The following is a 26,452-nucleotide window of genomic DNA, read 5'->3' as shown; positions in this document are numbered from 1 at the left end:
GAGTCCCCAACTCCCCGGCGGGCGCCGCGTCCTGACCGCGGAGGCTGATTGCGGAGGCGCGGTTCAGAAGAGGCCGGTCGTCGGAGGGTCCTCCCCGGTGAGGTGGTACGCGCCGGCCGCCGCGGCCTTCCAGTCGCGCGGGTTGTGGTTGGCCACGGTCCGCGCGTTGCGCCAGTGCCGGTCCAGGGCATACTCCCGGCTGGTCGCCGAGCCGCCGCCCACATCGAAGAGGAGTTCGGCGGCTTTGAGCGCGGACTCGATGGCGACGTACTGCCCTTGGGCGACGGAGACCGCGCCGTCCGCGCCCGCCGCGCGGACCTCCGCGTCGGGGGCGCGGCGGACCCGTTCCAGGGCCTCGGCGGCGAGGACGACCGAGGCGCGGGCTGCATGCGCGCGGGCGCCGATCTGCCCGACGACGTGCCGGACGTAGGGGTCGTCCACGCTCCTGTCCGCCGTGCTGTGCTTGATCGGGCGGGCCTTGGCCCGGGTGAACCACACCGCGTCGTCCAGCACCGCCGCGGCGATACCCGCCTGCACCGACGCCAGATAGAGCTGGGCGAACGACCCCTGCCAGGGGTGGCGCAGAGCGGCCGGATCGGTGCGGATCACCTCGTCCTCGGTGACGCGGACGTCGGTCAGCCGGGTGCTGCCGCTGGCCGTGAGGCGCTGGCCGACCGCGTCGAAGTCGTCCAGCGGTTCCACGCCCTCCCGGTCGGTGGGGACCTCGAACCGGACCACCTTGCCGTCCACGTCCAGGGCGGTACCGCTGAACCAGTCGGCGTGCAGCGCACCCGTGCTGTAGTACTTGGTGCCGTTCAGCAGGTAGCCGGTGCCGTCCCTGCGGAGTGTGGTGGTCACCGAGCCGCTCGCTCCGCCGGTCCGTTCGTTGCCGGTGCCCGCGAACAGGTCGCCGTCCAACAGCCGTCCCAGCGTACGGTTCCGGTGCGGCAGGTCGGTGCGGGTGGCCACCTGGTTGGCTGTCAGGAAGCTCGACCGCAGTGCCTGGGCGACGTTGGAGTCGGCGCGGGCGACCTCGATGACGGCCTCGACGATGTCACGGACCGTGCCGCCCGCACCGCCGTCCTCGGCGGCGACGCCGATCAGCAGCAGTCGCGCCGAGGCCAGCGCGCGCACCTCCGCGAAGGGATGATCGCGGGTGCCCTCGCGGTCGCGGGCGGTCGCCGCGAGACCGCTCAGGACGGGGGCGATCGAGGCACGGATCCCGGCGATGGTGGGCCCGCCGGGCGAGGCGGCCGGACGCGTGGTCGCGGCGATCACCCGGTCTGCGGTGTGGCTGGCGATCCGGTCGGTGCTCCGGTCGGTGGTGCCGAGCGTTTCGGTCACGACGCGGCTCCTACGGAGACGGAGGCGGGGGCAGAGCTGGGTACGGACGCGGGTACGGGTACGGGCAGGCCGAGCGCGGCGCGCAGTGTCGGCCCGGCGGGTGGCTGGAGCCGCGGCACCAGTGCCTCCAGCACGGCACGCAACCGACCGGGAGCACCCGTGATCGTGAGGTCAAGGCCGTCGAGACCGTACAGTTCGGCCCGTTCGGCCAGGTAGGCGGCCACCCGCTCGGGGGAGTCGCCGCTCGCCGGGAAACCGACCCGGCCCAGCACCCGGACCTCCTCACGGGGCCGCCCGGCGCGTCCGAACGCCTCGGTGAGACGCGTGGCCGTCTGCTCGTCGTGTTCCTCGGGCAGGATCACGACGTCGGCGTGTGCGAGGGCGTCGGCCAGGTCCAGTTCGTCACCGGCGTCGGCCACGAGGACCGGCCGGCCCTGCGGCGAGGACGGTCCGTCCAGCGGCCCCGCGACGCGGTAGAAGCGCCCTTCGTGACCGAGTGGCCGGATCAGCGTGTCCTCGGTGAAGACCCCGGTCTCCTGGTCCCCGAGGAGAGCCGCGGCGGGGAAGGTCTCCCACAGACCGGTGAGGACACGGGCGTACTCGGCCCAGCGCAGAGTGCGGGCGGTGGCCGCAGGGTCCGGGACCGTGGCCTCGCTGACCTCGTCGCCGTCCCCGGAGCGCAGGACCAGACCGGACCGGCCGTTCGTGGCCCGGTCGAGGGAGAGGACCCGACGGGCCAGGTTGTAGGGGGCGTTGTGCGTGGTCGGGGCGTCGACGAGCCAGCGCAGATCGGGGAAGCGCCCGGCGAGGTGGGCGGCCGTAGTGACGGGGTCGAGCACGTCGCCGGGGGCACCGTCCAGCAGGCGTACGGCGCTCACCCCCGTGTCATGGGCGATCGTGGCCACGTCGGCGACGGTGTCGGGGGAGGCCCCGGCCGCGAGGCCGAGGACGATGGCTGTGCCGGCTGTGCTGGCTGTGCTCATACGGAACTCAGCTTTCCTGATCCGGAGTGACGGGGACGGCCGGGCAGTCCCAGACCGAGGTGGTCCCGCAGGGTGCGGCCGGTGTACTCGTGGCGGAAGAGGCCACGACGGCGGAGTTCGGGCACCAGGTGGTCGACGAAGTCGTCGAAGCCGGACGGGAGCACGTCGGGCATGACGTTGAAGCCGTCGGCCGCGCCCTCCTGGAACCAGCGCTGGATGTCGTCGGCGACCTGCTCGGGAGTGCCCGTCACGATCCGGTGGCCGCCGCCCCCGCTGAGCTTGCGCAACAGCTGCCCGAGGGTCGGGTTCTCCCGGTCGACGATCGCCTTCACGATGCGGTAGAACGTCTGCGACCCGCCCGCGTCGTCCGGCTCGACCAGCAGCTCCCGGGGGATGGGCTCGTCGTCCGCCAGCCCGTCCAGGGAGAAGCCCAGCTGACCGGCGAGGCGCCGACGGGCGTAGGCGTCGGGCAGCACCTCGTCCAGGGTCTCGCGGCGCCGTCGCGCCTCCTCCTCCGTACTGCCGAGGACGGTGGACAGGCCGGGCAGCACCACGACTTCGTCCGGGTCGCGCCCGAAGTGCACCGCTCCGGCGCGGATCTCGTCGCGGAACGCGCGCGCGTGGGCCAGGTCCTGGTCCGCGGAGAAGATCACCTCACCGACCCGGGACGCCAGCGCGCGGCCGTCGCTGGAGCCGCCGGCCTGCACCACGACGGGGCGCCCCTGCGGCGAGGCCAGGCCCGTGCGGTCCGCCCACCGGCCGATCACCTCCTCGGTGAAGGACGCGGCGCGCTCGTACCGCCAGGCGTGCTCGGGCTCGGCGGCCCGGCCGAAGTTGCGCGCGGCGGCGGCACCCGCGGTGGTGACCACGTTCCAGCCCACCCGGCCGCCGCTGAGGAAGTCCAGGTCGCCGACCCGGCGGGCCAGTTCGGCGGGGTCGTTGTAACTCGACGACAGGGTGCCTATCAGCCCGACGCGTTCGGTCTGCGCGGCGATGCGCGCCAGTACGGTGGTCGGTTCGAGGTTGTTTCCGGGGCGGTGTCGGACCAGCGGTTCGAGGACGGGGCCGTCGGCGAGGAACACCGCGTCCAGCTTCGCGGCCTCCGCCTTGCGGGCGATCTCGGTGTAGTGCTCCACGGTGTAGCTCGCCAGCGGGTCGGTGCCGGGGAACCGCCAGGATCCGCCGAAGACACCGGCGTTGAGGATGTTGACGTTGAGATGCAGTTGCCGGGTCACCTGGACTGCTCCTTCCGAAGCATCCGAAGCATGTGGAGCCTGCGCAGTTTCCGAAGGAGCGTGCGGGGCGGGTGACTCATGTGTCTCCTCGGGAAGTTCAACGGCTCGCCAGTTCACGTCCGGCGACGGAGGCGAGCAGCTGCTCGGTGTACGGGGCGGACGGATGGTCGAAGACCTCGGCGACGGTGCCCTGTTCGACGATGCGGCCGCGGTGCATGACCGCGACCCGGTCGGAGATCGCGCGCACCACCGCCAGGTCGTGCGAGATGAAGACGTACGTCAGTCCGCGTTCGCGTTGCAGGCGGACCAGCAGCTCCAGGATCTGCGCCTGCACCGAGACGTCGAGCGCCGACACCGGTTCGTCGAGGACGACGACCTTCGGCTCCGACACCAGGGCACGGGCGATCGCGACTCGCTGGCGCTGCCCGCCGGAGAGTTCGCGCGGATGGCGGTGCAGGAACGAGGAGGGCAGCGCGGCGGACTCCAGCGCGGACACCACCCGGTCGCGGTTCTCCTGTCTGCGGCGCCGGCGTTCGCGGGCCGGCTGGAAGGAGTGCAGAGGCTCCTCCACGACCGAGAACACGTCGAAGCGCGGGTCGAAGGAGGCGTAGGGATTCTGGAAGACGATCTGCACGTCTCGGCGCAGCGCGCGGAACTCCTTGGCGGACAGGCCGCCCACCTCGGTGCCGAGCAGGGAGACCCGGCCGGTCGTGGGCGCGGTCAGGCCGGTCAGGACGCGTGCCGTCGTCGACTTGCCGCTGCCGGACTCGCCGACGATGGAGAAGGTGCTGCCCTGCGCCACCGTAAAGGAGATGCCGTCGACCGCGGCGTGGGCGCCGTAGCGCTTGCCGAGGTCGGTCACCTCGACCGCGGGGACGCCGGACGGTGGCTCGGGGACGGTGTGCGGGCCGAAGTCCAGCCGGGCGGGCACGCTGTCCAGCAGGTGCCGGCTGTACGCGTCCCGCGGGCTGCCGATGACCTCGCGGGTGGGGCCGAGTTCCACCAGGCGGCCCTGCCGCAGTACCCCGACGAGGTCGGAGCGGTCCGCGGCCACCCCCAGGTCGTGGGTGATCAGCACCACGGCGGTCCCGGTGCGGCGGCGCAGGTCGTCGATGAGGTCCAACACCTGTGCCTGGACGGTGGCGTCGAGACCTGAGGTCGGCTCGTCGGCGACGATCACGTCGGGCTCGGCGGCCACGGCGGCCGCGATCAGCACGCGCTGCCGCATGCCGCCGGACAGCTCGTGCGGGAACTGCCGGTAGCGCCGTTCGACGTCGGTGAAGCCGACCAGCTCGAACAGTTCGTGGACCCGCCTGCGCCGGGCCCCGGTGTCCAGGTCCGTGTGCAGCCGCAGGACGTCGTCCACCTGGGGGCCGACGCGGCGTACGGGGTCGAGGGAGGCGGTGGGGTCCTGCGGGATCAGACTGATCGACCGGCCGCGCAGTGCGCGCCTGGCGCGGGCGGACAGGTCGCCGATGGCTTGGCCCCGGTAGGTGACCGCGCCGCCCAGCAGCCGTCCGTTCGACGGCAGGAGGTCGAGGATCGCGTGCCCGATGGTCGACTTGCCTGAGCCGGACTCGCCGACGAGAGCCAGTACCTGACCGGCCGCCAGTTCGAAGCTGACGTCGGTGACGGCCGCGGTCGTCGTGGGCTGCCCCTTCTTGCGATAGCCGACGCTCAACCGCTCGACGGCCAGCACCGGGCCCGGGGGAGTGCCGTCCGGACCGACGGAGGCGCCGTCGGCGCCGGTGGACGGGGACGTGATATCGCCGCTCATCGTTTCTGCCTCTCTGCGAAGTGACGGGCGAGGCGGTTGCCGGCCAGGACGACCGCCACCACGGTCAGCGCCGGGTAGAGCACCAGGTAGGAGTTGCTCGCGAGGAAGCCGCGGCCGTCCGACACCAGGCGCCCCCACTCGGGGCTCGGCGGCTGGGCGCCGAGGCCCAGGAAACTCAGTGAGGCGATCCAGATGATGGACACGCCGAACTGGACGGTGACCAGCGACAGCGTCGGCCCCAGCGAGTTGGGCACCACATGACGCAGCAGGATCGCCCTCGGCCGGGCGCCGCCCGCGACGGCGGCCTCCACGTACTGGCTGGTCCTGGCGCTCAGCACCTCGGAGCGGATGAGCCGGGCGAAGGACGCCGCCGACGTCATGCCGACCGCGATCGCGGCCTGGAGGATGCCGTATCCCAGCAGGACCACGATGGTGATGGCCAGCAGGAACCCGGGGATGGACAGCACGACGTCGATCGCGCGCATCAGGACGGCGTCGACCCACCGGCCGAACCAGCCCGCGACCGCGCCCAGGACCGAGCCGAGGACCACCCCGACGAGCACGGCCAGCGCCGATCCGGCCAGCGAGGCGCGGGCGCCGTACACGACACGGGCGAACTGGTCGCGGCCCAGCTGATCGGTGCCGAACCAGTGGTCCCCCGACGGTGGTCGCAACCGCTGGGCGCCCCCGATCTCCGTCGGACTGGCGCCGGTGAACCAGCCGGGTACCAGCGCCCACAGGACGACCAGGGCGAGGACCAGCGCGGACAGGGCCACGCCCCAGTGGCGGCCCAGCCATCTCAGAGCCGAGGTCGCGCGGCCGGACGGAGAAGGCGGGGTGGGCCGCGCGGTGTTCGCCGACGGCGGTTCCGCCACCGCGAGCGGGCTCTCGGAGGTGGTCGTCATGGCACCTTCACCTCGATGGGGGCGCGGGCGGACGGGGACTCGGCGGCACCGGGTTCGGCGGATCCGGCAGGTTCAGCGGATCGGCCGGGTACGGAGGGCCGTGTGGCGCGCCGGGCGAGTACATCGGCCCGGACGCGCGGGTCGATGAGCGGATGGACGACGTCGACCAGCAGGTTGACCAGGACGTAACCCAGGGTGGAGACCAGCACCACGCCCTGGATGACAGGCAGATCCTGGGTGTTGACGGCGTTGGTGGTGACCTGGCCGATGCCGCCGCGGGCGAACACCGCCTCGGTGACGACCGAGCCGGCGATCAGCTCGCCCGCCGCCAGGCCCAGCAGCGTGAGCACGGGCAGCGAGGAGTTGCGCAGCACGCCGTGGCCGAAGACGAAGCGTTCGCCGGCGCCCTTGGCGTGCAGCACATGGACGAAGGGCTGCTTCCTGGTCGCCGCGATCGAGGCGCTGAACACCTGGGACAGCGGAGCCGAGACGGTGATGCCCAGGGTGAGGGCAGGCGCCACCAGGGCCAGGAACGTTCCGTCGTCGACCGCCGGGATCACGTGCAGTTGGAAGGAGAGGACGTTCAGGAGCAGGATGCCGATCACGAAGCTGGGCACCGAGGCGGCCAGCGCAGGCACTGACTGCAGCAGCCGACGCGACCGGGCCCAGGGCAGGTAGCTGCCGAGGAGTCCGACCGCCGCAGCGATGAGTGCGCCGAGGACGAACCCGAGGCCGGTCAGGCTCAGCGTGCTGGGCAGCGCGTCACCCAGCAAGCTCGACACGGTGGTGCCGCTGCTGAGCGAGTAGCCCAGGTTCCCGTGGAGCAGGGCGTCCAGGGAGTGCACGTACTGCTCCACCACCGGACGGTCCACCCCGTAGAACGCCTTGATGACGGCGCCGTCCTCCGGAGTCAGCTGGCTCTGCGGGTTCTTGACCAGGTTGGAGATCGCGTCGCCGGGCAACGCGGTGAGCAGGACGAAGGTCAGGGTGTAGGCCGCCCACAGCACCAGGACGGCCTGGGCGAGACGTCGCAGGACATGGCGTCCCATGATCAGGACAGCCAGGTGTCGTAGAAGCTCGACCGGGCCGTGGACTCGGTCCCGAACGCGTGCACGCCGGCCGCCAGACCGTAGACCTGGGTCTCGTCGTACAGCGGGATGCTCAGCGCGTTCTTCAGGATGTGGTCCTGCACCTCGGTCAGCTTCTGCGCGCGCTTCTTCGCGTCGAACTCGCCGACCTGGGCCTCAAGCAGCTTGTCCAGGGCGGGGATCTTCGTGTACGAGGCGTTCGTCAGGCCGCTGTGCCACTCGGTCCGCAGTACGTCGGGCTCGGCACGCGAGAGCTGCCCCTGCTGGAACACCTGGTCCTTGGAGAGTTCGGCCTGGTACTGACTCAGCGAGGGACTCTTCAGCTTCGTCTCGACACCGGCCTTCTTCCACTGCGACTGGAGCACCTCCACCACGGCCTGGGAGACCTGGTAGAAGGGGGTGACATAGAGAGTGAAGGACAGCCGCTTGCCGTCCTTGGTGCGGATCCCGCCCGACCCCTTCTTCCAGCCGGCCGAGTCCAGCAGCCGCTCGGCCTTGGCGAGGTCGTACTTCAGGTAGGAGCTGCCGTCCGGGCGCAGCGGTGTGCCGTGCACGAGGACACCGTCGGCGACCGGGTAACTCGGCGACAGGGCAATCTGGTTGATCTCCTTGCGGTCGGTCGCCGCCTGGAGTGCCTGACGTACCTTCAGGTCCTTGGTGGGGGCGTCCGCGGCCAGCGAGATGTGCAGCTGGTTGGACTCGCCGGCCACCGGGAACGCCTCGACCTGACCGCCGCCGCTCTTGACGGTCTCCTCGTCGACGGGCGCGATGTTGCGGACGACATCGGCCTGTCCGGACTGCAGGGCGCCGACCGCGGTGCTCTGCTCGGGAACCGTCCTGAACTCGATCTCCGACAGATACGCCTTGCCCTGGTGTTTCGCGCTCTTCGGTGCCCAGTCGTAGTCGTCACGGCGCTTGAGGGTCACCCGGTTGGTGCCGTTGCCGCCGGAGACCACGAACGGGCCCGAACCGACAAGACCGGTCAGCTCGCCCTGTTTCTTCCAGTCCTTCTTCAGATAGGACTCGGCCAGGATGCCGGTGCGGTAGAACGAGAGGAGCTGGAGGAAGCCCGTGTTCGGCTTCGACAGGGTGACCTTCACGGTGTCCTCGCCGACGGCCTTCGTGCCGACGTAGTTGGCGAAGAAGGTGTCGGGGGCGATGCCCTGCTTCTTGTCACCGAACCCGTGCTGGTCGAGGTTGTCCTTCACCACCTGTGCGTCGAGCGCGGTGCCGTCGCTGAACGTCACCCCGGACCGCAGATGGAAGGTGTAGGTCAGATGGTCGGGGCTGACGGTCCAGCTCTTGGCGAGCCACGGCTCGATCTTCCCGGTCTTCGGGTTCTGGTACGTCAGCCGGTCCGCGAGGTTCGCGGTGACGTTGCTGTTGGACCACAGGGTGTTGGTGATCTGCCAGGCCCCATAGGCGACGGGATCGTAGTACGTCAGCTTGCCCCCGTAGACCGGCTTCGAGGAGGCGGAACCTTCCTGTGTGCCACCGCCGCAGGCCGACAGGAGCAGGGTCAGGGCGGCGACACAGGCGCCTGCGGCCGTGCGGGAGCGGACACGAGTAAGTCTCATGGCGGCGTGACATTCCTTTGAACAGGCGGCGGAGGACGCCGAGTTGCCGACCGGGGTGAGCCGTGCGAAGGCACGCGGAGGCCCGCGGCCACGGGCGTCGCGTCGGTGCGAAGGGTGGGTACGGAAAATCCGGGATCAGACAGGAACGGACGGGATCAGATCGGGCCTGGTCATTTCAGGTCCGGGCGGACACGCCCGTGACGGGCGACTGAGGCCGCTGCAGTGATGTCGTCCGGCGAGAGGTGCTGCCGGGGCGGGCGCTCAGGCCCTGCCTCGTTCAACAGCGTGCGCTGGAAACCCTGAGCAGGTCGATGCACCGCTCGCTGGTCAGCAGTGTTTGCCGGCTCATGGGCAGAGAGTCTGTGTGGGTTTCCCGAAATCTGTCAACCGCCGTCTCGCGGTACGAACCGTGCCGCGAACCTGACACCGCGGGGCCGCATTGACATCCCTGACGATCACGCTGAGACTCGATCACATGCCCGAGGTCCCGCTCCTTACCAGTGAGCTCTGCGTCGACCTCGTCCGCGTGTCCAGCGCGCAGTGTTGATGCCGCGATCCGCCTCCGCCGTGCGCCGACTCCACGGCTGACCCTCCACCGGTCCCACGCTTCACACAGTGTTCATTCCCGGTGTTCATCCCCGGTGTTCACCCCCGGCGGTCCACACCGCGCTGATCCGCAAGGAATTCCCATGACCCGCTCCGTGGAGCGCTCCGTACGTGTACTCCCATCCCGACCTGCCGAGTCCGCTACCGCCACCACCGCCGTCGACTCCGCGGCGGCGGTGGACGCGGCGGACGGCGAGCCGCTCGTCCGCGACGTCAGTCGGTTCGCGCGGGAGGTGCTGCTGCCGCGAGCGCTCACGACCGACCGCGAAGGAGTGCCACCGGACACCGTCACGGCGCTGCGCTCCGCCGGAGTCCTCAACCACCTGGCTCCGGCCGGGTTCGACGGCGCCGCACTCGACCGCGCCGCCGACCGGCGGCTGCACGAGGTGCTCGCCCACGCGTGCTTCAACACCTGGCTGGTGTGGGCCCAGCACGCCCCGACGGTGGCCCGGATCGCCGGCCTGCACGCCCGCGGCGACCGCCATCCGCTGGCGGAGGGCGTACTGCGCGGAGACATCTTGGTCGGCGCCGGCCTGAGCGACGTCCGGCGCTTCCCCGACCGGTACGTCAGGGCCACCCGCCGGGGCGGGAGCCTGCGGTTCGACGGCACCGTCTCCTGGGTCAGCGGCTGGGGACTCAACTCCGCCCTCTTGCTCGCCGCGGTGGAGGCGGAGTCCGAACAGGTCGTCGTCGCGCTGGTGCCGGTCGGACCCCGCATGGAGGCCGGCCCGCTCGACCTCGCGGCCGTCCGCGGAAGCCGTACCCGACGGGTCCGCCTCGACGGTGTCGAGGTGCCCGACGAGTACGTTCTGGACGTCCAGCCGCTGGCCGAGTACCGCGCGGCCGACCGCTCGATGACGCACGACGCCCGCGGCCACGTCTTCGGCCTCGCCCGGCGCGTACTCGACGAACTGGGGCAGGAGAGGGCGGCGGAGGCCGTCGTCGAACAGTGGACCCCGTACGTCGCCGAGCTGCGCGAACGTGCCTACACCCTGGCCGACGAGGCCTTGGCCGTCGCCGACCCCGGTCATCGCCGTCAGGAGCGCCTCGACCTCAAGGTCCGTGCGGGGGAGGCCGTGTCGGCGCTCAGCCGCGCTCTGGTCGTCGCACGGTCGGGCCGCGGTCTGGCCGCGGACGACACCGCGCAGCTCCATGCGCGCTCGGCACTGTTCGTCCTCGTGCAGGGACAGACCACCGAGGTGCGTGACGCCCAGCTGGCGAGGGCGGCGGCGCTCCCGGACGCGATCACCCCGCCCACGCCACGCCCGTGACCCGGCGCGCGCCGACTCCGCGGCGCCACCCCTCTTGCGACGACCACCTCTTGCGACGACCACTCCTTCCGACGACCGGCCGGCGCACGCCGTCACGGTCATCCAGCACGATCGGACATGACATGAGCGAGCAGTACCTCTGGTACATCCCCAATACCGTCGAACCCGGCCACCGAGGCGACGACACGACCGCCGGCTGGGGCTCCATCGAGTTCTCCACCGAACTGGCGCGCACGGCCGAGGACCACGGCTGGGGCGGTGCCCTGCTCGGCACCGGCTGGGGGCGCCCCGACACCTTCACCGTCGCCACCGCGCTGGCCGCCCGTACCACCACCTTCCAGCCGCTGATCGCGGCCCGGCCCGGCTACTGGCAGCCCGCCCACTTCGCTTCCGCCGCGGCCACCCTCGACCAGCTCAGCCGCGGACGCGTCCTGGTCAACATCGTCAGCGGGCTGGACAACCCGGCCGCCTACGGCGACACCACCACAGACCCCGCCCGGCGCTACGCCCGTACCCAGGAGTTCCTGCATCTGGTGCGCCGCCTGTGGACCGAGGAGAACGTCACCTTCCACGGTGAGCACTTCCAGGTCACCGGCGCGACCGTCGCACCGGGCCCGTACGCCACCGCCGAACGGCCGCATCCGACGCTGTACTTCGGCGGCGCCTCCGACGCGGCCGAGCGGGTCTCGGCCGCCGAGGCCGACGTCCAGCTCTTCTGGGGCGAGCCGCTCGAAGGGCTCGCCGAACGCATAGACCGCCTCAAGAAGCTGAGCGCGAAGGTGGAACGGCGGCACAAGCCGCTGGAGTTCGGGCTGCGGATCACCACCCTGGTGCGTGACACGACCGAGGAGGCGTGGCACGACGCCGAGGAGAAGGTGGCGCGGATGTCGGCCAAGCCCACGGAACTGACCTGGACCGGCAACCGCAGGACGGCGGTCGGACAGCGGCGGCTGTTCGAGCTGGCCGAGCGCGGCGAGGTCCTCGACACCTGCCTCTACACCACACCGGGCAAGGTGGGCGGCGGGGGAGCGGCGACCACCTGGCTGGTCGGCTCCGCCGACGACGTGGCCACGGCGCTGCGCAACTACCGCAAGCTCGGCATCACCCACTTCGTGCTCTCCGACACCCCCTACAAGCAGGAGATCGCCCGCATCGGCGACCAACTCCTGCCCAGGCTGCGCGAGTTCGAGCCGCGTGAACCAGCCGTTTGACGCACCCGCACCGGCAGCCCGACGTCAGCGAAGAATAACTTCGTATTTCGTCGAGTCGTCTCCCCTTGGCCTGTGATCAGTGCATGTGCCACGCTTCTTGTGTGACTGAAACACCGCTCGCCCTCTCCCGGCTCGCTGGAGGTGTCGCCGGTTCTCCCGCCCTCTGCGTGGAAAACCGCCGCGGCCGCCGGTGTCGTCACGTCTGTCGCTGATCCGACGTTCTTCCGCCCGCCGTACCGAGTCACCAGTCACCAGTCACTGAACCGCGTACGCGGCCCTGCCCGCGGCAGCGCCGTCCGACAGACGTGACCTCACCTCACGGACCCACGGGATCCACCTTGAGCGAACCACCCCTTCCCGCCCACTCACCGCGCGCCGACGCCCGCCCTGCTCCCGCCCGGTCCGACACCGCCTCCCGGCCGGATGCTGGTTCCGGCCGTCGGCTCCCCGTCCAGCGAGAAGAGGTCCGCGCCGTACGCGAGCGGATCCTCGGCCCCGCTTCCGAACCCGGAGCCCCGGCACCGGCGGACCGTGTCCCGTGCTGGCGGGACCTGGCCCACCGGCTGTCCGAGCTCGCCGCGACCGACCCCTCGTCGGCGGTCGCCGTCACCGGTGACGTACTCGTCGCCGAACTGCACCGTCTGTACGCCGATCCCGCCGGACGCGACTGGCTCGCGCGGCGGCACGCCGAGGGCGCGGTCCTGGCCCTGGCCGTGGCGCCGGGGCCGGGACCGGAAGCCGACGCACCGGACACGGACCGGGACGCCCCTGTGGCATCCGTGCCCGATCTCACGGACTGGGTGGGCGTCGTCCCGGCCGACGGCGCGCCGGACGCCGGTGTCACCTTCGTCCCGGCACCTCGGAGCGCGTCCGCGAGACGGCTGTTCGGGCTGGACGGACTGGCCTTCACCACGCTGTCGCCCCGGACGGCGGACAGTCCGCCCGCACACGTGCTGCGCGTACCGGACCGGGCGGATCCGCGACTGCCGTACGAGGTGCTGTCCGCCGCCGTCGACGTGGGCGTGGCCCGCGCCGCGCTGGCCGAGGGCACCGCCTTCCTGCGTGAACGTACCCGCCCTTGGCAGGACAGCGGTGTGGAGTCCGCGACCGACGAACCCCACACGATCCGCCGGTACGGGGAACTGGCCGCCACCCTGCACGCCGTGGAGAACCTGCTGGAGGAGGCGGCCGGCCTGCTGGACGGCGTCCGGCACCCGGACACCGCCGCGGGGCCGGAACCGGAACCGGGAGCGGGAACGGGAGCGGGAGCGGAGCCGACGGAGTCTGTGGGGCCGTCGGCCGAACTAGCCGTCGCCGAGCTGACCGTGTTCGCCCGCCGGGCCACCGCCGACGTGGCCACCGGGATCCTGGAACTCACCGGCGCAGGATCGACCGCCGAGCGCTACGGCCTCGACCGGCACTGGCGCGACCTGCGCGCCCACGGACTGGTCGCCTCGGCGCGCTGGACCGAGGCCGCCCTTGGCGAGCTGGTCGTGACCACGGCGGCGACGGAAGAGGCCGCGGTATGACGGACAACACCGCCCATGACGGCGGCGAACGCCGACGACTGCACCTTACGGAGGAACGGCATGCCGACGTCTGACAGCGTGACGTGGGCGGGGGAGAGCGGGACCCGCATCCCGGCGGGCGAGCGGCGGACTTCCGTGCCAGAACCGGTGCAGAGCGACCCGGTGCCGCACGGTCCCGGAGGCACTGGCGGCACCGGCGGCACACGCGGAACCGGCGGCCGGAACGCGGCAGTTCCGGTACTGCGCGACGGAGCCGAAGCCGTCGCGGTCGCCCGTCGGCTGGCCGCGCACTGGGCCGCCACCGCCGTCCACCGCGACCGCCACCGCGTCGTCCCCGAAAGGGAGATGCGGGAGTTCGGCGCGTCGGGTCTGGCCGGCATGACCGTTCCGGCCGAGTACGGCGGCCCGGGGGTGTCGACCCGGGCGCTCGCCGACGTCATCCGGGCGCTCGCCGCCGCCGACCCCTCCCTCGGCCAGATCCCCCAGAACCACTTCATGGGCGTCGACAATCTCTCCTGGGCGCCGCCCGCCGCCAAGGAGTTCTTCTACGGGGAACTGCTGCGCGGCGCGCGCTTCGGCAGTGCGGTCTCCGAACGCAACCCCGGCCGCTACGAGTTGCGGACCAGCCTGACGCCGGCAGAGGGCGGATATCGCGTCAACGGCACCAAGTACTACTCGACCGGCGCCCTCACCGCCGACTGGGTGCGCGTGCTCGCCCTAGATCCGGACGGCGGGACGCGGCTGGCCCTGGTGCCGCGCGACGCCCCGGGGCTGCACATCGACACCGATTGGTCGGCGTTCGGGCAGCGCGTCACCTACAGCGGAACGACCCGCCTGGACGACGTCTTCGTACCGGCCGGACACGTCGTGCCCTGGGTGTCCGACCCGGCGCGCTCGCAGTTGTCGGCGGCGTTCGCGCAGATCATCCATGCCGCGGTGGAGGTCGGTATCGCCGAGGGTGCGATCGGGGAACTGCTCGCCCTGGCGCGGGAAGGCAGGACACCGTTGGTGCGGCGCCGTCCCGAACACCTGGCGGTGCTCGGCGCGGCACATGCCCGGGTCGCGGCGGCCCGCTCGCTGGTGCATCGCGCGGCGGCACTAGTGGACCACGCCCGCGCGCTGCCCGAGCCTCAACTCCCGGCGTCCCAGGCGGCATTCATCGCGGTGGAGGAGGCGAAGGGGCGCTCGTACGAGGCATCGGTCGCCGTGACCGACGAGGTGGTGCTGCTGGCCGGCGCGGACGGCCTTGACGCCGCCCTCGGCCTCGACCGGCATTGGCGCAACGCGCGCACCCACACCCTGCACGATCCGGTGCGGTGGAAATACCACCACGCGGGCGACTACCACCTCAACGGCCGTTACCCGCGGGGCATCGAACGCGTTGGCACGGCCGGCCCGCCCGTGGCGGGCGGACGATGAGCACCGAGACACGCCGGCTCCACCTGACCGTCGATCACTTCGACTCCGGTGTCTTCGGCGGCATCGGCCAAGAGCCGTACGTCGTGGCAGGGCCGTCCGCCACGCTCGACCTGCTCGGCAAGGGACGCGGCGGATGGAGAGTGACGGCCACACCGGGTGACGCGGACGCCGCGAACTTCGGCCCGCACGCGGCACGGGATGCCTGGCCTCTGACCCACAACCGTGACCCCTAACCCCCAACCCGCAACCCACAACTCGCATCCGGCGACCGGGCCCCGGCCGCCCGGTGTAGGCAACCAACCAGTGAGAAGAGCACATCACCCATGACGACCTACCGGACCCTCGGCCGCACCGGCGTGCGAGTGAGCCCGCTGTCCCTCGGAGCCATGAACTTCGGTGCCTGGGCCAACCGGGACCACGACGACTCCGTCAAGATCATCCATCAGGCGCTGGACGCAGGGATCAATGTCGTCGACACCGCCGACGTGTACTCCCAGGGCGAGAACGAGGAGATCGTCGGCAAGGCGCTGTCCGACGGCCGCCGTGACGACGTCTTCCTGGCCACCAAGTTCCACGGCCGCCTCGGCGACAATCCCAACCACCAGGGCAATTCGCGGCGTTGGATCTTCAAGGCGGTCGAGGGCAGTCTGCGCCGCCTGAACACCGATCACATCGACCTCTACCAGGCCCACCGTCCCGACCCGTCCGTCGACCTCGACGAGACCCTCGGCGCCCTCGACGACCTCGTGCGCCAGGGCAAGATCCGTTACTACGGAACCACCACCTTCGAGCCCCACCAGCTGGTGGAGGCCCAGTGGACCGCGGAGCGCCTGCGCCTGCGGCGCCCGGTCACCGAGCAGCCGCCGTACTCCCTCCTGGCCCGCGCGGCCGAGCGCGCGGTCCTCCCGGTCGCCGAGGAGCACGGCCTCGGCGTGCTGTCCTGGAGCCCGCTGGCAGGCGGCTGGCTGTCCGGCCGCTACCGCAAGGACGCCCAGGAACACGCCCACTCCAGCCGCCTGGAGCGTCAGCCGCATCGCCACGATCCGCAGCTGGAGGTCAACCGGCGCAAGCGTTCGGCGGTGGACCAACTGGCGGAGCTGGCGGACGAGGCGGGCCTGTCCCTCGTCCATCTGTCGCTCGCGTTCGTGCTGCAGCACCCGGCCGTGTCGACGGTGCTCATCGGCCCCCGCACCCAGGAGCACCTGGCCGGGCAGCTCGGTGCCGTCGACGTACGGCTGACGCCGGACGTGCTCGACCGCATCGATGAGATCGTGCCGCCCGGCATCACCCTCAGCCCCGCCGACGAGGGCTACCAGCCGCCGTCCCTCACCGACCCGTCCACCCGTCGCCGCCCGGCCGGCGAGCGCTGATACCGGCGAGCGCCGATACCGGCGGGCGCTGACCGAACCGTTTGCCCCTCCCCGTGTGAGACGGGCGAGCAGCCAGCAGAAAGTACGAGGAGACAGACACCATGGTCCACCTGCGGGAATTCGGCCGCACCGGAGTGAAGGTCAGCCCTCTGACCCTGGGAGCCATGAACTTCGGCGCGCGAGGGAACCCCGACCACGAGGACGGCGTAAGGATCATCCACGGCGCACTCGACGCCGGGATCAACGTCGTCGACACCGCCGACGCCTACTCCCAGGGCGAGAGCGAGGAGATCGTCGGCAAGGCGCTGTCCGACGGCCGCCGTGACGACGTCTTCCTGGCCACCAAGTTCCACGGCCGTCTCGGCGACGACCCCAACCATCAGGGCAATTCGCGGCGTTGGATCTTCAAGGCGGTCGAGGGCAGTCTGCGCCGTCTGAACACCGATCACATCGACCTCTACCAGGCCCACCGTCCCGACCCGTCCGCCGACTTCGAAGAGACCCTGGGCGCGCTCACGGACCTCGTCCACCAGGGAAAGATCCGCTACTTCGGCACCTCGGTCCACCCCGCCGGACAGCTCGTCCAGGGGCAGTGGACCGCCGAGCGCCGGGGACTGCTGCGGCCGTCCTCCGAGCAGATCCCGTACTCCCTGCTCGTACGGTCCAACGAGCGCGACGTGCTGCCGCTCGCCCAGAAGTACGGTCTGGGGGTGCTGGCCTACGGGCCGCTCGCGGCCGGCTGGCTGTCCGGCAAGTACCGGGCGGGCGGAGCCCAGCCGAAGTCCTTCCGGGAGGATCTGATCCCCGGCCGCTACGACATCTCCGCCCCGCGCAACGCCGACAAACTCACCGCCGCCGACGCCCTGGCACGCCTCGCGGAGGAGTCGGGCCTGTCACTGATCCAGCTCGCGGTGGCGTTCTCGCTGAACCATCCCGGCGTCTCCTCGGTCATCATCGGACCGCGGACCGCCGAGCACCTCGACACCTATCTCAAGGCGCTGGAGGTGCGGCTCAGCACCGACATCCTGGACCGGATCGACGAGATCGTTCCGCCGGGGCATGTTTTCCACCAGCGTGACAACGGAGCCGTGCCGCCGGCGGTCGCCGATCCGTCGTTGCGCCGCCGCGCGGGAACATCGCGTGAGGGCAGGGCGTCGTGACGCGCGATGTCGGTGTGTCCTAACTCGCCCGTCAGCTGTAGTCCTTCAGCCTGGGCCCGTACTACCAGTTCGTCGATGAGCCGGTCGTCTCCTGGTCCAGGGCACCGGCGGCGTCTTCCTGTTCGCCATCCAGAGCGCTACCGCGCTCGGCGCCCGAGTCTTCGCCACCTCCAGCAGCGATGACAAGCTGAAGAAGGCAGCCGCCCTGGGGGCCACCGATCGTCGGCGGTGACAACCTCAACCAGTCCGTGCACGCCACGGGTCGCCGACCACATCTCCCTGGTCGGCATCCTCGGCGGCATGACCGCCCCGCTGGACGTCCTGTCCCTGTTCCACAGCCAGGCCGCCATCCGCGGCATCGCCGTCGGCCACCGACACCGTCTACGCGTTCGCCCCCCCCACCATCACGAGGCCGGGCGTCCAATGAACCCGGACATTCCGGAACTCCGGGGCGGCGCCGATCCCATCGGATCCGATGGTGATTGCTGACAATGTTTGTCGACAGATGGGGTCCGATCCTCCGCACGGAAGGGCCCCCGGTGGTGTGGCTGAGCCCTTACGCCTGCCCGTGAGCGGTTGAGCTGGCCCGGGTGAGCGTGGTGAGCGGCGTGCGACCAGTCACACGCCGCTCACGCCGTCCGTGTGCGGCGGAGAGCGGCGCCCAGGTTGACCGGATGCTGCCTCCGTTTTACGCTCGACCTTGTGCGGAGTCGGCCTCCGTTTTTCTGGGGCCGCCGGGACGGATCAAGCAGGAGGACCTATGGACACCGAGGGCCAACAGGGGCGCAGGCCCCGAGCGGATGTCCAGCGCAACCGTGCGGCCCTCCTGGACGCGGCGCAGTGTCACTTCCTGAGGGACGGTGTCGGTGCCTCCCTGGAGGCGGTGGCCAAGGAGGCCGGTGTCGGGCCCGCCACGCTGTACCGGCACTTCCCGACCCGGGAGGCGCTGCTGGCGGCCGTGCTGCAGACCCGTTCCGAGGAGCTGGTGGCCCGCCGGGCGGACATCGCGCAGCTCGGTGATGCCTCCGAGATGCTGCGGCAGTGGCTGCGGGCCATGGAGGAGTACTTCAGCGCCTTCAGCGGGTTGCCGGAACCGCTCATGGCCGCGGCCCGCGAGCAGAAGCCGGACAACCCGCTCACCCTCCCCTGTGACGACCTCATCGCCACCACCGACGAGTACCTGCGGGCCGCGCAGCTCGCGGGGCGCGCGCGCCCGTCGGTGAAGGGGTACGACCTGTTCCTCGCGGCGATTTCCACTGCCTGGATCAGCGGCACCGGCGCCACGGATGAGGAATCGCTCGGCCGCCTGCGCACGCTCATCGAAAGCGGATACCGCGAACAGGACAACGAGGAGTAGGCCACCGGCCGCTTCCCCGGATAGCAGCCTTCGGTGCCACAGGGGTTCCGGCGGCGCCATCCCGCACATCCCCATCCATATCCATCCATCACACCGCGCCGTCCCCCCCCCGGGGTAGTGCAACTTCGAGAGGGACAAATCATGAGAATTGGCGTTATCGGTTCAGGAGTGATCGGGCAGACGCTGACGCGCAAGTTCAGCGCGAGCGGACACGACGTCCAGGTGGCGAACTCCCGTGGGCCCGAGACGATCGATGCTGCCGCGCTGGAGTTCGGCGCGCACGCGGTGAGAGCGTCTGATGCCGTTCAGGGCAAGGACGTGGTCATCTTGTCCGTGCCCTTCGGGCGGGTCCCGGCGGTAGCCGCTCTCTTCGCCTCGGTGCCCAGTCAGACCGTCGTCATCGACACCTCCAACTACTTCCCCCACCTGGGCGGTCCCATTGACGCGGTGGAGAAGGGCCAGGTGGAGAGCCTGTGGGTGGCCGAGCAGCTGGGCCGGCCCATCGTCAAGGCATGGAACGCCGCCCTGGCCGGCACGTTGCAGACCAAGGGCGTGCCCGCGGGAACCGCGGGCCGCATCGCGCTCCCGGTGGCAGCCGACTCCGAGGAGGCGCGGCGCGTGGGCATGCGACTGGTGGACGAGAGCGGCTTTGATCCCTTCGACGCCGGCGTGCTGGCCGACTCCTGGCGTCAGCAGCCGATGACGCCCGCCTACTGCACCGAACTGGGCTTTGAGGACCTGGGAGCGGCCCTCAATGCGGCTGACCGGGACGCAGCCACGGGCAACCGCGACCGCATGATGGAGCGCTTCGCCTCCCTCACCTCCGCGCCCACGCTTGCAGAGACCGTCGAGCTCAACCGCTCCCTGCACAACTGACACAGCTGGCACGGTCGGCACCGCCCCCGCGCCGCACCCGAGTCGCAACTCCTTTGAAGGGAACCACCTTGCCCGCCACGGCTTCGCCCATCACCGACCTCGTGCGCTCCCGGTACTCCGTCCGGAAGTTTCATCCCGCCCCGCTGCCCCCGTCGGACATCCGTGGCGTGTTGGAAGACGCTCAAGCTGCCCCGTCGAACTGCAACACCCAGCCCTGGACGGTGCATGTCGTCTCGGGCGCGGCACGCGACGCCCTGAGCAAGGAGTTGCTCAAAGCCGATGAGGAGGAGCGGTTCTCCTACGACTTCTCCTTCAGCTACGCCGACTTCGGCCAGGGCACCTACCTCGACCGGGCACACAACCACGCCGCGACCCTCTACCAGGCTCTGGGCATACCCCGCTCGGACCGGACAGCCAGGACTGCCGCGGCCCGCGAGAACCTGGAATTCCACGGCGCCCCCCACGCCGCTTTCCTCTTCATGCCCGCGTTCGGCGACGGGGTGCGGGCGGCTGGCGACATCGGCATGTACGCACAGAACTTCCTGCTCTCGCTGACGGCCCGGGGGCTCGGAGGCATTCCACAGACCATGCTCGGCATGTACGCCGACACCGTCCGCGAGTTCCTGGGCGTTCCCAAGGAGCTCAAGCTGCTGTTCGGCATTTCCTTCGGCACAGCCGACCTGGCCGCACCGGCGAACAACTTCCACATGGGACGCGTCCCGCTTGAGCAGAGCGTCGTCCTGCACGACACCCCCGGAGTCCTCGACGAGCAGTAGCTTCTGCTGCGATCCCCAGCCGGGCCGAACACCCCGGCCGGGGTGGCGAGCAACAGCACCGCACCCGCTGCACCACCCAGAGCGGACAGCGGGATCCATCGACGCAGCCATGCTCCACGACCCGCCAGTTCGGATTGGGAGACAAGCGCCGGGCCAGGCCAACATGCCACTCCGGCGACGAGGTTGGTGACGTTCGCCGATAGGGCAGGAAGCCCCACCAAGAGCAGAGCAGAGCAGAGCAGAGCAGGATAGGAGATCGACGAGGTGATCCCGCCTGCGGTGCCGACCAGCCCGACGACCGGCCCGGCAGCGGCTAGAAACGCGCCGTCGCCGAGGGCGCGGATGAAGTGCTGGCCGGGTTCAGCCGTCGAGGCGCCGCTTGGCCAGCCAGGTCACCATCTCGGGGTCGTGGTGGTCGAAGAAGAGGGAGGATCCGGTGTCCAGGGTGGAGATCTGAGCCATCTGCTCGTTGGTGAGCTCGAAGTCGAAGACGTCGATGTTCTCCGCCATGCGCTCGGCACGGACCGACTTGGGGATGGCGACCACGCCCCGCTGGGTCAACCACCGCAGTACGACCTGAGCGACGGACTTGTCGTGCTTGGCGCCGATCTCGCTCAGCAGCGGCTGTGTGAACAGGTCGTTCTTGCCCTCGGCGAACCCGCCCCAGGACTGAATCTGGACGCCGTGCTCACGCATCAGCTCCTGGTCGGCGGCGCGCTGGAAGAACGGGTGTGTCTCGATCTGGTTGACCGCGGGCGTGATGTCGTTGTTGAGGGTCAGGTCGAGGAGGCGGTCGGGGTAGAAGTTGGCGACGCCGATCGCCTTGGCACGGCCCTCACGGTTGAGATCCTCCATGGCGCGCCATTGGCCGTAGACGTCGCCGTAGGGCTGGTGCATCAGGTACAGGTCGAGGTAGTCCAGGCCGAGCTTGGCCAGCGAGGTCTCGAAGGCGCGCTTGGTGTTGGCCTCGGCGGGTGCGTCCTGGACCCACAGCTTCGTGGTGACGAAGAGTTCCCCGCGCGGGATGCCGCTGTTCCTGATGGCACGGCCCACGGCCTCCTCGTTGCCGTATGAGGCGGCGGTGTCCAGGAGGCGGTAGCCGGCCGCGAGGGCCTCGGAGACGGTCTGCTCGGTCTGCTCCGGAGGGATCTGGTAGACGCCGAAGCCGAGGATCGGCATCTCGACGCCGTTGTTGAGGGTGACCTGCTGCATGACGTTCCTTCTAGGGGGAGGGCGCGGGGTGTACGGGGGCGTGGCGGCGGTTCAGCGTTCGAGCATCTGCCGTCCCGCTTCTGTGTGGGTCTCGCCGGCCGCCGGGGGCAGACTGCTGAGCTTCTCGATCTGCTCGGCGGTCAGCTCGATGCCGTCGGCGGCGGTGTTCTCCTCGACGCGGTGGACGCGCTTGGTGCCGGGGATGGGGGCGATGTCGTCACCCTGCGTGAGTAGCCAGGCCAGGGCGACCTGCGCGGGGGTGGCACCGGCCTCGGCGGCGATGGCCTGGACCTCGTCCGCAAGGCGCAGGTTGCGCCGGAAGTTCTCGCCGGTGAAGCGCGGGTTCCCGTGGCGGAAGTCGCCTTCGTCGAAGTCGTTCTCGGAGCGAATCGTGCCGGTGAGGAAACCGTGGCCCAGCGGCGCAAACGGCACCAGGCCGATGTTCAGCTCCCGCAGCACCGGCAGTACCCGTTCCTCGATGCCCCGGGTCCACAGTGAGTACTCCGACTGAACGGCGGTGACCGGTGTGACGGCGTTCGCGCGGCGGATGGTGTCGGGGCCGGCCTCGGAGAGGCCGAACGCGCGGACCTTGCCCTCGGCGATCAGCTCGCCCACGGCGCCCGCCGTCTCCTCGATCGGGGTGTTCGGGTCGACCCGGTGCTGGTAGTAGAGGTCGATGTGGTCGGTGCCGAGGCGCTTGAGTGAGCCTTCGACGGCGGTGCGGATGTTGGCCGGGCTGCTGTCCAGGTTCCAGGCCCCCGCACCGGCGTGCGCGACCATCCCGAACTTCGTCGCCAGGACAACCTGGTCCCAGCGGCCCTTCAGCGCCCGGCCGAGCAGCTCCTCGTTGGCGTAAGGGCCGTAGATCTCGGCTGTGTCGATCAGCGTGACGCCCAGTTCCAGTGCCCGGTGCAGGGTACGGACGGACTCCGCCTCGTTGGTTCCGGAGCCGGTGTAGCCGTGGGACATTCCCATAGCGCCAAGACCGATCCGGGAAACGTCCAGGTCACGCAGCTTGATGTGCTTCACAGTGCTTCCTTTCTTCCGCCCATGGCTATTGCCTCGCTCCGTCGGCACTGCCGCAACCGGACCACCCCGCTGCGGCCGGATGCGGGCCGCAGTAGGAGATTCGTCGCTGGGGCGAGCCTGGCTAGAGGGCGATGAGCGGGTATGTATCCAGCCTGCCGCCGTTCGCGCCGAGCAGGCAGGCCGAGTCGATCAGGGGAGAGAACAGCGGGGGAGCGACAGGGCCCCCCTCAAGAGCGCTGCCCGGGCGAAGACAGGGAGAGACTGGTCCCATGGCACCCGAGCAGCACACAGGTGGCGACGAACTGGCGCGCTTCCTGCGCGCACGCCGCACCCAGACCAGCCCCGAGAGCGCCGGCCTCACCCCCGGGCCCGGTATACGGCGCACCCCCGGCCTGCGCCGCGAAGAGGTGGCCACGCTCGCCGGGGTCAGCATCGATTACTACACGCGGCTGGAGCGCGGCAAGGAGACCCGACCCAGCCCCGGTGTCGTCGACGCCCTCGCCCGTACCCTGCAGCTCGACGACGACGAGCACCACCACCTGCGTGAGCTCGCCGCCCGCGCCGCACGCTATGCGCCCGAGCCACCGCCTCCACCCAGCCGTACGGTCCGCCCCCACCTGAAGCTGATCCTGGAGACCATGCGGCCGAACCCGGCCTACATCATCAGCCGCAGCATGGACCTGCTGGCCTGGAACCCCGCCGGTCTGGCCCTGTACGCGGGCCTCACCGACTGGCCCGTCACACAACGAAACCTTGCCCGCTACCTCTTCCTGCACCCCACCGCACGTGAGCTGTTCCCCGACTGGGAGAACCTGGTCCGCTCCTGCGTCGCCCGGCTGCGCGCCGCGGCCGGCACCAACCCCGACGCACCCGACTTCACCAACCTCGTCGGCGAACTCACCCTCAAGAGCCCGGACTTCGCCAGGCTATGGGAACGCTACGATGTCGGCGGGAGCAAGAAGCCTCAGAAGACTTTCCACCACCCGAAGGTCGGCTTCCTCACTCTCAGCAGCCAGAGCATGCACCTCGACGGCACTCCGGGCCAACGCCTGAGCACCTACACCGCGGAACCGGGCACCCCGGACTACGACGCCATGCTTCTGCTGGACCTGACCGCGGAGCCGGCTGACCTCTCCCCGAACGGGCACGACACGAGGACTTGAGCCTGGTCGGTGTTCGCGATCAGGATCCGGACGGCCCGCCACGCGGAAGCCTGGGACCCTGAAGCCCGGTGTCGGGGTCGGTCAGTCGTTGCGGGGTTTGCCGAACTCTTCGATCAGCACGGGATACTGCTCCCCACCGTGTCCGGCGGCGATCGAGCGGTCGGCCATCGCCTTGATCAACTTCGGCAGTTCGGCGTTCACACCCACCGCCTCGCTCTCCTCGATCAAGTGCGCCATCGACCGCACCTCGGTCTCCAGGGCCGACACCTCGGCCGGGAAGGAGCCGCTGTCGATCTGTTCGGCGTACCCAGGCAGCCATTCGGCCACACCGGCAGCGATCTGCTGCGCAAACGGCGCATACGTTGCGGCGTCAACGCCGGCCGTCCTGAGCAGGGCAGTGCCCTGGAGCCAGGCGTTCAGGACGCTCCACATCATGGCCAGGCCGGCCACGTCGTACAGGGACGCCAGCCCATGGTCCGCGCCAAGGTAGGCGACGGTACCGAGCGCTTCGAGTGTTGACTTGTGTGCCTCGAAGTCCGACTGCGGCCCACTGTGCAGAATCACCGCCTCGGCGGTCCCGATCGCCGGCGGGATGGCCATGATGGCGCCGTCCAGGTATTGGGCGCCGAGCCGCTCGGCCCACTGGGCGGTTTCCCGGGCCTGGGCCGAGTCGCCCGAGGTCAGATTGATCAGCATCGTGCCGTCCAGCGCGATATCGCTCGTGCCGAGCAGCTCGCGCATGGCCTCGTAGTCGGTGACGCAGATGACCGTCAGGGAACCTTCCTTGAGCGCGTCGCCAACCGTTGGCGCCAGCCGCGCACCCCCGGCCACCAACTGGTCGGCCTTGGAGGCCGTACGGTTCCACACGGTTGTGGGATGCCCGGCCTTCAGGAACGCGCCGGCGAGTGCCTGGCCCATTCGTCCAAGTCCGATGACTGTCACGGGCGTATTGGTTCTGTTGTTGTTCATGGCAGCATCGTCAACGTTGATACCGGTGTGAAGGTCAAGCGAGGTTTTGATGCGGATCGGGGAACTGAGTCATCGGGCGGGCGTCAACGCCCATCAGTTGCGCTACTACGAGGCCCAGGGCCTGCTGGAGGCGGACCGCAGCGCGAACGGCTACCGCGAATACGACGAGAACGCCGTGCTTCGGGTGAAGCAGATCCGGCACCTGCTTGGTGCCGGGTTGTCCTCCGAGGACATCGCGTACCTGCTGCCCTGTGCGGTCGGAGAGACCCCGGAGCTGCCCGGCTGTTCCGAGTTGCTGGCCGCGATGCGGTCACGGCTGCGGCGACTGGACGATCAGATGGACAGGCTCGCTCGATCCCGCGACGCTCTTGCCGAATACATCGATGCGGCCGAGCGAATGGGCGACGAGAGCTATCCACCCTTTGACGATGCTGGCCTGGAGCCCGTCCCCGCCTGAGCAGCCGGGGTGGCTTTGAGTTCAGTCAGTCTTGCGTGCCACGCCTGCGTAGAAGCCGATCTCCCGGGACCCGTCGGGAGGCGGACCGTCGGGGCGCCAGAACGGCGCCTGAGCCAAACCGGGTTCGACCAGGTCGAATCCGTCGAAGAATTGCTCGATCTCTGTGCGAGTCCTCAAGTTCAACGTGGCGGTGGCATTGTTGTAGACCGCTTGCGCGCCCCTGCGATCGGCGAAGTCGGCCGTGGCGTGTGAAAGTACGAGGAGGCTTCCTGCAGGCAGCGCGTCGCGGAGGGCGGCGACAATTTGCTTGGGCTGTTCCTCATCGGTGACGAAGTGGAGAATGGCGACGAGGAACAGGGCCACTGGTTCGTCGAAGTCGATGAGCCGACGGACATCGGGGTGGTTCACGACGTCCTGCGGTCTACGCAGGTCAGCGAGCACGATGTTGGTCGTGCCGGAGCGGCTCAGCAGGGCATCCCCGTGCGCCTTCACGATCGGATCGTTGTCGATGTAGGCAACGCGCACATCCGGGGCCACGCGTTGAGCAATCTCGTGGATATTCGGTGATGTCGGCAACCCGGTTCCGACATCAAGGATTTGGCGGATGCCGCTGCCAACGGCGAATCGCACCGCGCGTTCCAGGAAGGCGCGGTTCGCCCGGACGCCTATGCGTGCTTCCGGTGCTGCGGAAACGAGTTCGTCACCGGCCTCCTGGTCCACCGGGTAGTTGTCTTTCCCTCCGAGTAAGTAGTCGTACACCCGTGCCGGGTGCGGCTTGCTGGTATCGATCCCTGTGGTCCTGGCACCGTCACTCACGCTCTGTTCCTTCCCGCGACCGGGACAGCCACCCGGCGAAATGCCGACAGCATGCCACAGCAACTCATCCCCGCGATGGGGGAGGAGGCCGTTACCGGGCCTCCGCCTTGCGTGACGCGGCCTGTCGTTGGAGACGCTGATGAGATGTGCGGCTACCGCCCCGCCAGGCGCAATGCTCGGCAGTACGCAGGCGGGAGAGCAGAGGCACGGCACACCCGGCGTCATCATCATGTGGCAGACCGTCACTGGTCGCGAAGCGCCCTCCAGGGGTGCCCCGTTGGGCCCGCAAGGCCCTCGTCCGCCCGGACGGAAGAACCCGGCC

At 70.2% G+C, this 26,452-nt stretch carries 24 protein-coding genes; 13 read left to right on the top strand and 11 right to left on the bottom strand.

Annotated features, from left to right (window positions below):
* Window positions 1-63 precede the first annotated feature (63 nt).
* The 7 genes from ACFQ7F_RS34510 to ACFQ7F_RS34480 all read right to left on the bottom strand — a co-directional run bounded on the left by ACFQ7F_RS34510 (window position 64) and on the right by ACFQ7F_RS34480 (window position 8,909).
* Window positions 64-1,344, bottom strand: a complete 1,281-nt coding sequence (locus tag ACFQ7F_RS34510; protein ID WP_383279375.1) for an acyl-CoA dehydrogenase family protein — start codon at window positions 1,342-1,344, stop codon at window positions 64-66.
* Window positions 1,341-2,327 carry an LLM class flavin-dependent oxidoreductase gene (locus ACFQ7F_RS34505; RefSeq protein WP_383279372.1) on the bottom strand — a complete coding sequence of 329 codons (987 nt, stop codon included), beginning with the start codon at window positions 2,325-2,327 and terminating at the stop codon, window positions 1,341-1,343. The genes ACFQ7F_RS34510 and ACFQ7F_RS34505 overlap by 4 nt, the downstream gene beginning before the upstream one ends.
* On the bottom strand, window positions 2,324-3,562 hold the full coding sequence (locus tag ACFQ7F_RS34500; protein WP_383279369.1) for an LLM class flavin-dependent oxidoreductase: 1,239 nt from the start codon (window positions 3,560-3,562) through the stop codon (window positions 2,324-2,326). Before ACFQ7F_RS34500 ends, ACFQ7F_RS34505 begins: the two co-directional genes overlap by 4 nt.
* Before the next feature lie 97 nt (window positions 3,563-3,659).
* Window positions 3,660-5,339 carry a dipeptide ABC transporter ATP-binding protein gene (locus tag ACFQ7F_RS34495; protein WP_383279366.1) on the bottom strand — a complete coding sequence of 560 codons (1,680 nt, stop codon included), beginning with the start codon at window positions 5,337-5,339 and terminating at the stop codon, window positions 3,660-3,662.
* Window positions 5,336-6,244, bottom strand: coding sequence for an ABC transporter permease (locus ACFQ7F_RS34490; RefSeq protein ID WP_383279364.1), 909 nt, complete (start codon window positions 6,242-6,244; stop codon window positions 5,336-5,338). The genes ACFQ7F_RS34495 and ACFQ7F_RS34490 overlap by 4 nt, the downstream gene beginning before the upstream one ends.
* Complete coding sequence (locus ACFQ7F_RS34485) at window positions 6,241-7,293, bottom strand: ABC transporter permease (RefSeq protein ID WP_383279361.1); 1,053 nt, start codon at window positions 7,291-7,293, stop codon at window positions 6,241-6,243. Before ACFQ7F_RS34485 ends, ACFQ7F_RS34490 begins: the two co-directional genes overlap by 4 nt.
* Window positions 7,294-7,295: 2 nt before the next feature.
* Window positions 7,296-8,909 (bottom strand): ABC transporter substrate-binding protein, encoded by a 1,614-nt coding sequence (locus ACFQ7F_RS34480; RefSeq protein ID WP_383279358.1) that lies wholly within the window; start codon window positions 8,907-8,909, stop codon window positions 7,296-7,298.
* A gap of 689 nt (window positions 8,910-9,598) precedes the next feature.
* Here ACFQ7F_RS34480 and ACFQ7F_RS34475 point away from each other — a divergent pair.
* The 11 genes from ACFQ7F_RS34475 (at window position 9,599) to ACFQ7F_RS34425 (ending at window position 20,484) form a co-directional block, all read left to right on the top strand.
* Window positions 9,599-10,786, top strand: coding sequence for an acyl-CoA dehydrogenase family protein (locus tag ACFQ7F_RS34475; protein ID WP_383279355.1), 1,188 nt, complete (start codon window positions 9,599-9,601; stop codon window positions 10,784-10,786).
* A 122-nt stretch (window positions 10,787-10,908) separates the two neighbouring features.
* Window positions 10,909-11,997 (top strand): LLM class flavin-dependent oxidoreductase, encoded by a 1,089-nt coding sequence (locus tag ACFQ7F_RS34470; RefSeq protein ID WP_383279352.1) that lies wholly within the window; start codon window positions 10,909-10,911, stop codon window positions 11,995-11,997.
* A 338-nt stretch (window positions 11,998-12,335) separates the two neighbouring features.
* On the top strand, window positions 12,336-13,526 hold the full coding sequence (locus ACFQ7F_RS34465) for a hypothetical protein (RefSeq protein WP_383279349.1): 1,191 nt from the start codon (window positions 12,336-12,338) through the stop codon (window positions 13,524-13,526).
* A gap of 60 nt (window positions 13,527-13,586) precedes the next feature.
* Entirely contained in the window at window positions 13,587-14,945 is a 1,359-nt protein-coding gene (locus tag ACFQ7F_RS34460; protein ID WP_383279346.1) for an acyl-CoA dehydrogenase family protein, read from the top strand.
* Window positions 14,942-15,178: a hypothetical protein gene (locus ACFQ7F_RS34455; protein ID WP_383279343.1), complete on the top strand. Its 237-nt coding sequence runs from the start codon at window positions 14,942-14,944 to the stop codon at window positions 15,176-15,178. Before ACFQ7F_RS34460 ends, ACFQ7F_RS34455 begins: the two co-directional genes overlap by 4 nt.
* Window positions 15,179-15,268: 90 nt before the next feature.
* Window positions 15,269-16,315 (top strand): aldo/keto reductase, encoded by a 1,047-nt coding sequence (locus ACFQ7F_RS34450; RefSeq protein WP_383279340.1) that lies wholly within the window; start codon window positions 15,269-15,271, stop codon window positions 16,313-16,315.
* Window positions 16,316-16,416: 101 nt separating this feature from the next.
* On the top strand, window positions 16,417-17,475 hold the full coding sequence (locus ACFQ7F_RS34445; protein WP_383279337.1) for an aldo/keto reductase: 1,059 nt from the start codon (window positions 16,417-16,419) through the stop codon (window positions 17,473-17,475).
* 91 nt (window positions 17,476-17,566) lie between these two features.
* Window positions 17,567-17,707, top strand: a complete 141-nt coding sequence (locus tag ACFQ7F_RS34440) for a zinc-binding dehydrogenase (protein ID WP_383279378.1) — start codon at window positions 17,567-17,569, stop codon at window positions 17,705-17,707.
* A 528-nt stretch (window positions 17,708-18,235) separates the two neighbouring features.
* Window positions 18,236-18,832, top strand: coding sequence for a TetR/AcrR family transcriptional regulator (locus ACFQ7F_RS34435; RefSeq protein ID WP_383279334.1), 597 nt, complete (start codon window positions 18,236-18,238; stop codon window positions 18,830-18,832).
* Window positions 18,833-18,973: 141 nt separating this feature from the next.
* Entirely contained in the window at window positions 18,974-19,708 is a 735-nt protein-coding gene (locus ACFQ7F_RS34430) for an NADPH-dependent F420 reductase (RefSeq protein ID WP_383279331.1), read from the top strand.
* Between the two features lie 68 nt (window positions 19,709-19,776).
* The gene (locus ACFQ7F_RS34425) at window positions 19,777-20,484 is read left to right on the top strand and encodes a nitroreductase (RefSeq protein WP_383279328.1); all 708 of its coding nucleotides are present in this window, start codon (window positions 19,777-19,779) and stop codon (window positions 20,482-20,484) included.
* Between the two features lie 360 nt (window positions 20,485-20,844).
* On the opposite strand, the gene ACFQ7F_RS34420 is transcribed toward ACFQ7F_RS34425, so the two are convergent.
* Together ACFQ7F_RS34420 and ACFQ7F_RS34415 are read right to left on the bottom strand one after the other, a co-directional pair.
* Window positions 20,845-21,696, bottom strand: coding sequence for an aldo/keto reductase (locus ACFQ7F_RS34420; RefSeq protein WP_383279325.1), 852 nt, complete (start codon window positions 21,694-21,696; stop codon window positions 20,845-20,847).
* A gap of 51 nt (window positions 21,697-21,747) precedes the next feature.
* Entirely contained in the window at window positions 21,748-22,725 is a 978-nt protein-coding gene (locus ACFQ7F_RS34415; protein ID WP_383279322.1) for an aldo/keto reductase, read from the bottom strand.
* A gap of 269 nt (window positions 22,726-22,994) precedes the next feature.
* Between ACFQ7F_RS34415 and ACFQ7F_RS34410 the strand changes: the two genes are divergently transcribed.
* Complete coding sequence (locus ACFQ7F_RS34410; protein WP_383279319.1) at window positions 22,995-23,888, top strand: helix-turn-helix transcriptional regulator; 894 nt, start codon at window positions 22,995-22,997, stop codon at window positions 23,886-23,888.
* Between the two features lie 81 nt (window positions 23,889-23,969).
* On the opposite strand, the gene ACFQ7F_RS34405 is transcribed toward ACFQ7F_RS34410, so the two are convergent.
* Window positions 23,970-24,857 carry an NAD(P)-dependent oxidoreductase gene (locus tag ACFQ7F_RS34405; RefSeq protein WP_383279316.1) on the bottom strand — a complete coding sequence of 296 codons (888 nt, stop codon included), beginning with the start codon at window positions 24,855-24,857 and terminating at the stop codon, window positions 23,970-23,972.
* Window positions 24,858-24,906: 49 nt separating this feature from the next.
* Between ACFQ7F_RS34405 and ACFQ7F_RS34400 the strand changes: the two genes are divergently transcribed.
* Window positions 24,907-25,314 (top strand): MerR family transcriptional regulator, encoded by a 408-nt coding sequence (locus ACFQ7F_RS34400; RefSeq protein ID WP_383279313.1) that lies wholly within the window; start codon window positions 24,907-24,909, stop codon window positions 25,312-25,314.
* A gap of 21 nt (window positions 25,315-25,335) precedes the next feature.
* On the opposite strand, the gene ACFQ7F_RS34395 is transcribed toward ACFQ7F_RS34400, so the two are convergent.
* On the bottom strand, window positions 25,336-26,130 hold the full coding sequence (locus tag ACFQ7F_RS34395; RefSeq protein WP_383279310.1) for an SAM-dependent methyltransferase: 795 nt from the start codon (window positions 26,128-26,130) through the stop codon (window positions 25,336-25,338).
* Window positions 26,131-26,452: the final 322 nt, after the last annotated feature.

It is taken from the genome of Streptomyces sp. NPDC056486 (genome assembly GCF_042795295.1).
GTDB lineage: Bacteria > Actinomycetota > Actinomycetes > Streptomycetales > Streptomycetaceae > Streptomyces.
This window is presented reverse-complemented; position numbering and strand designations above follow the sequence as displayed.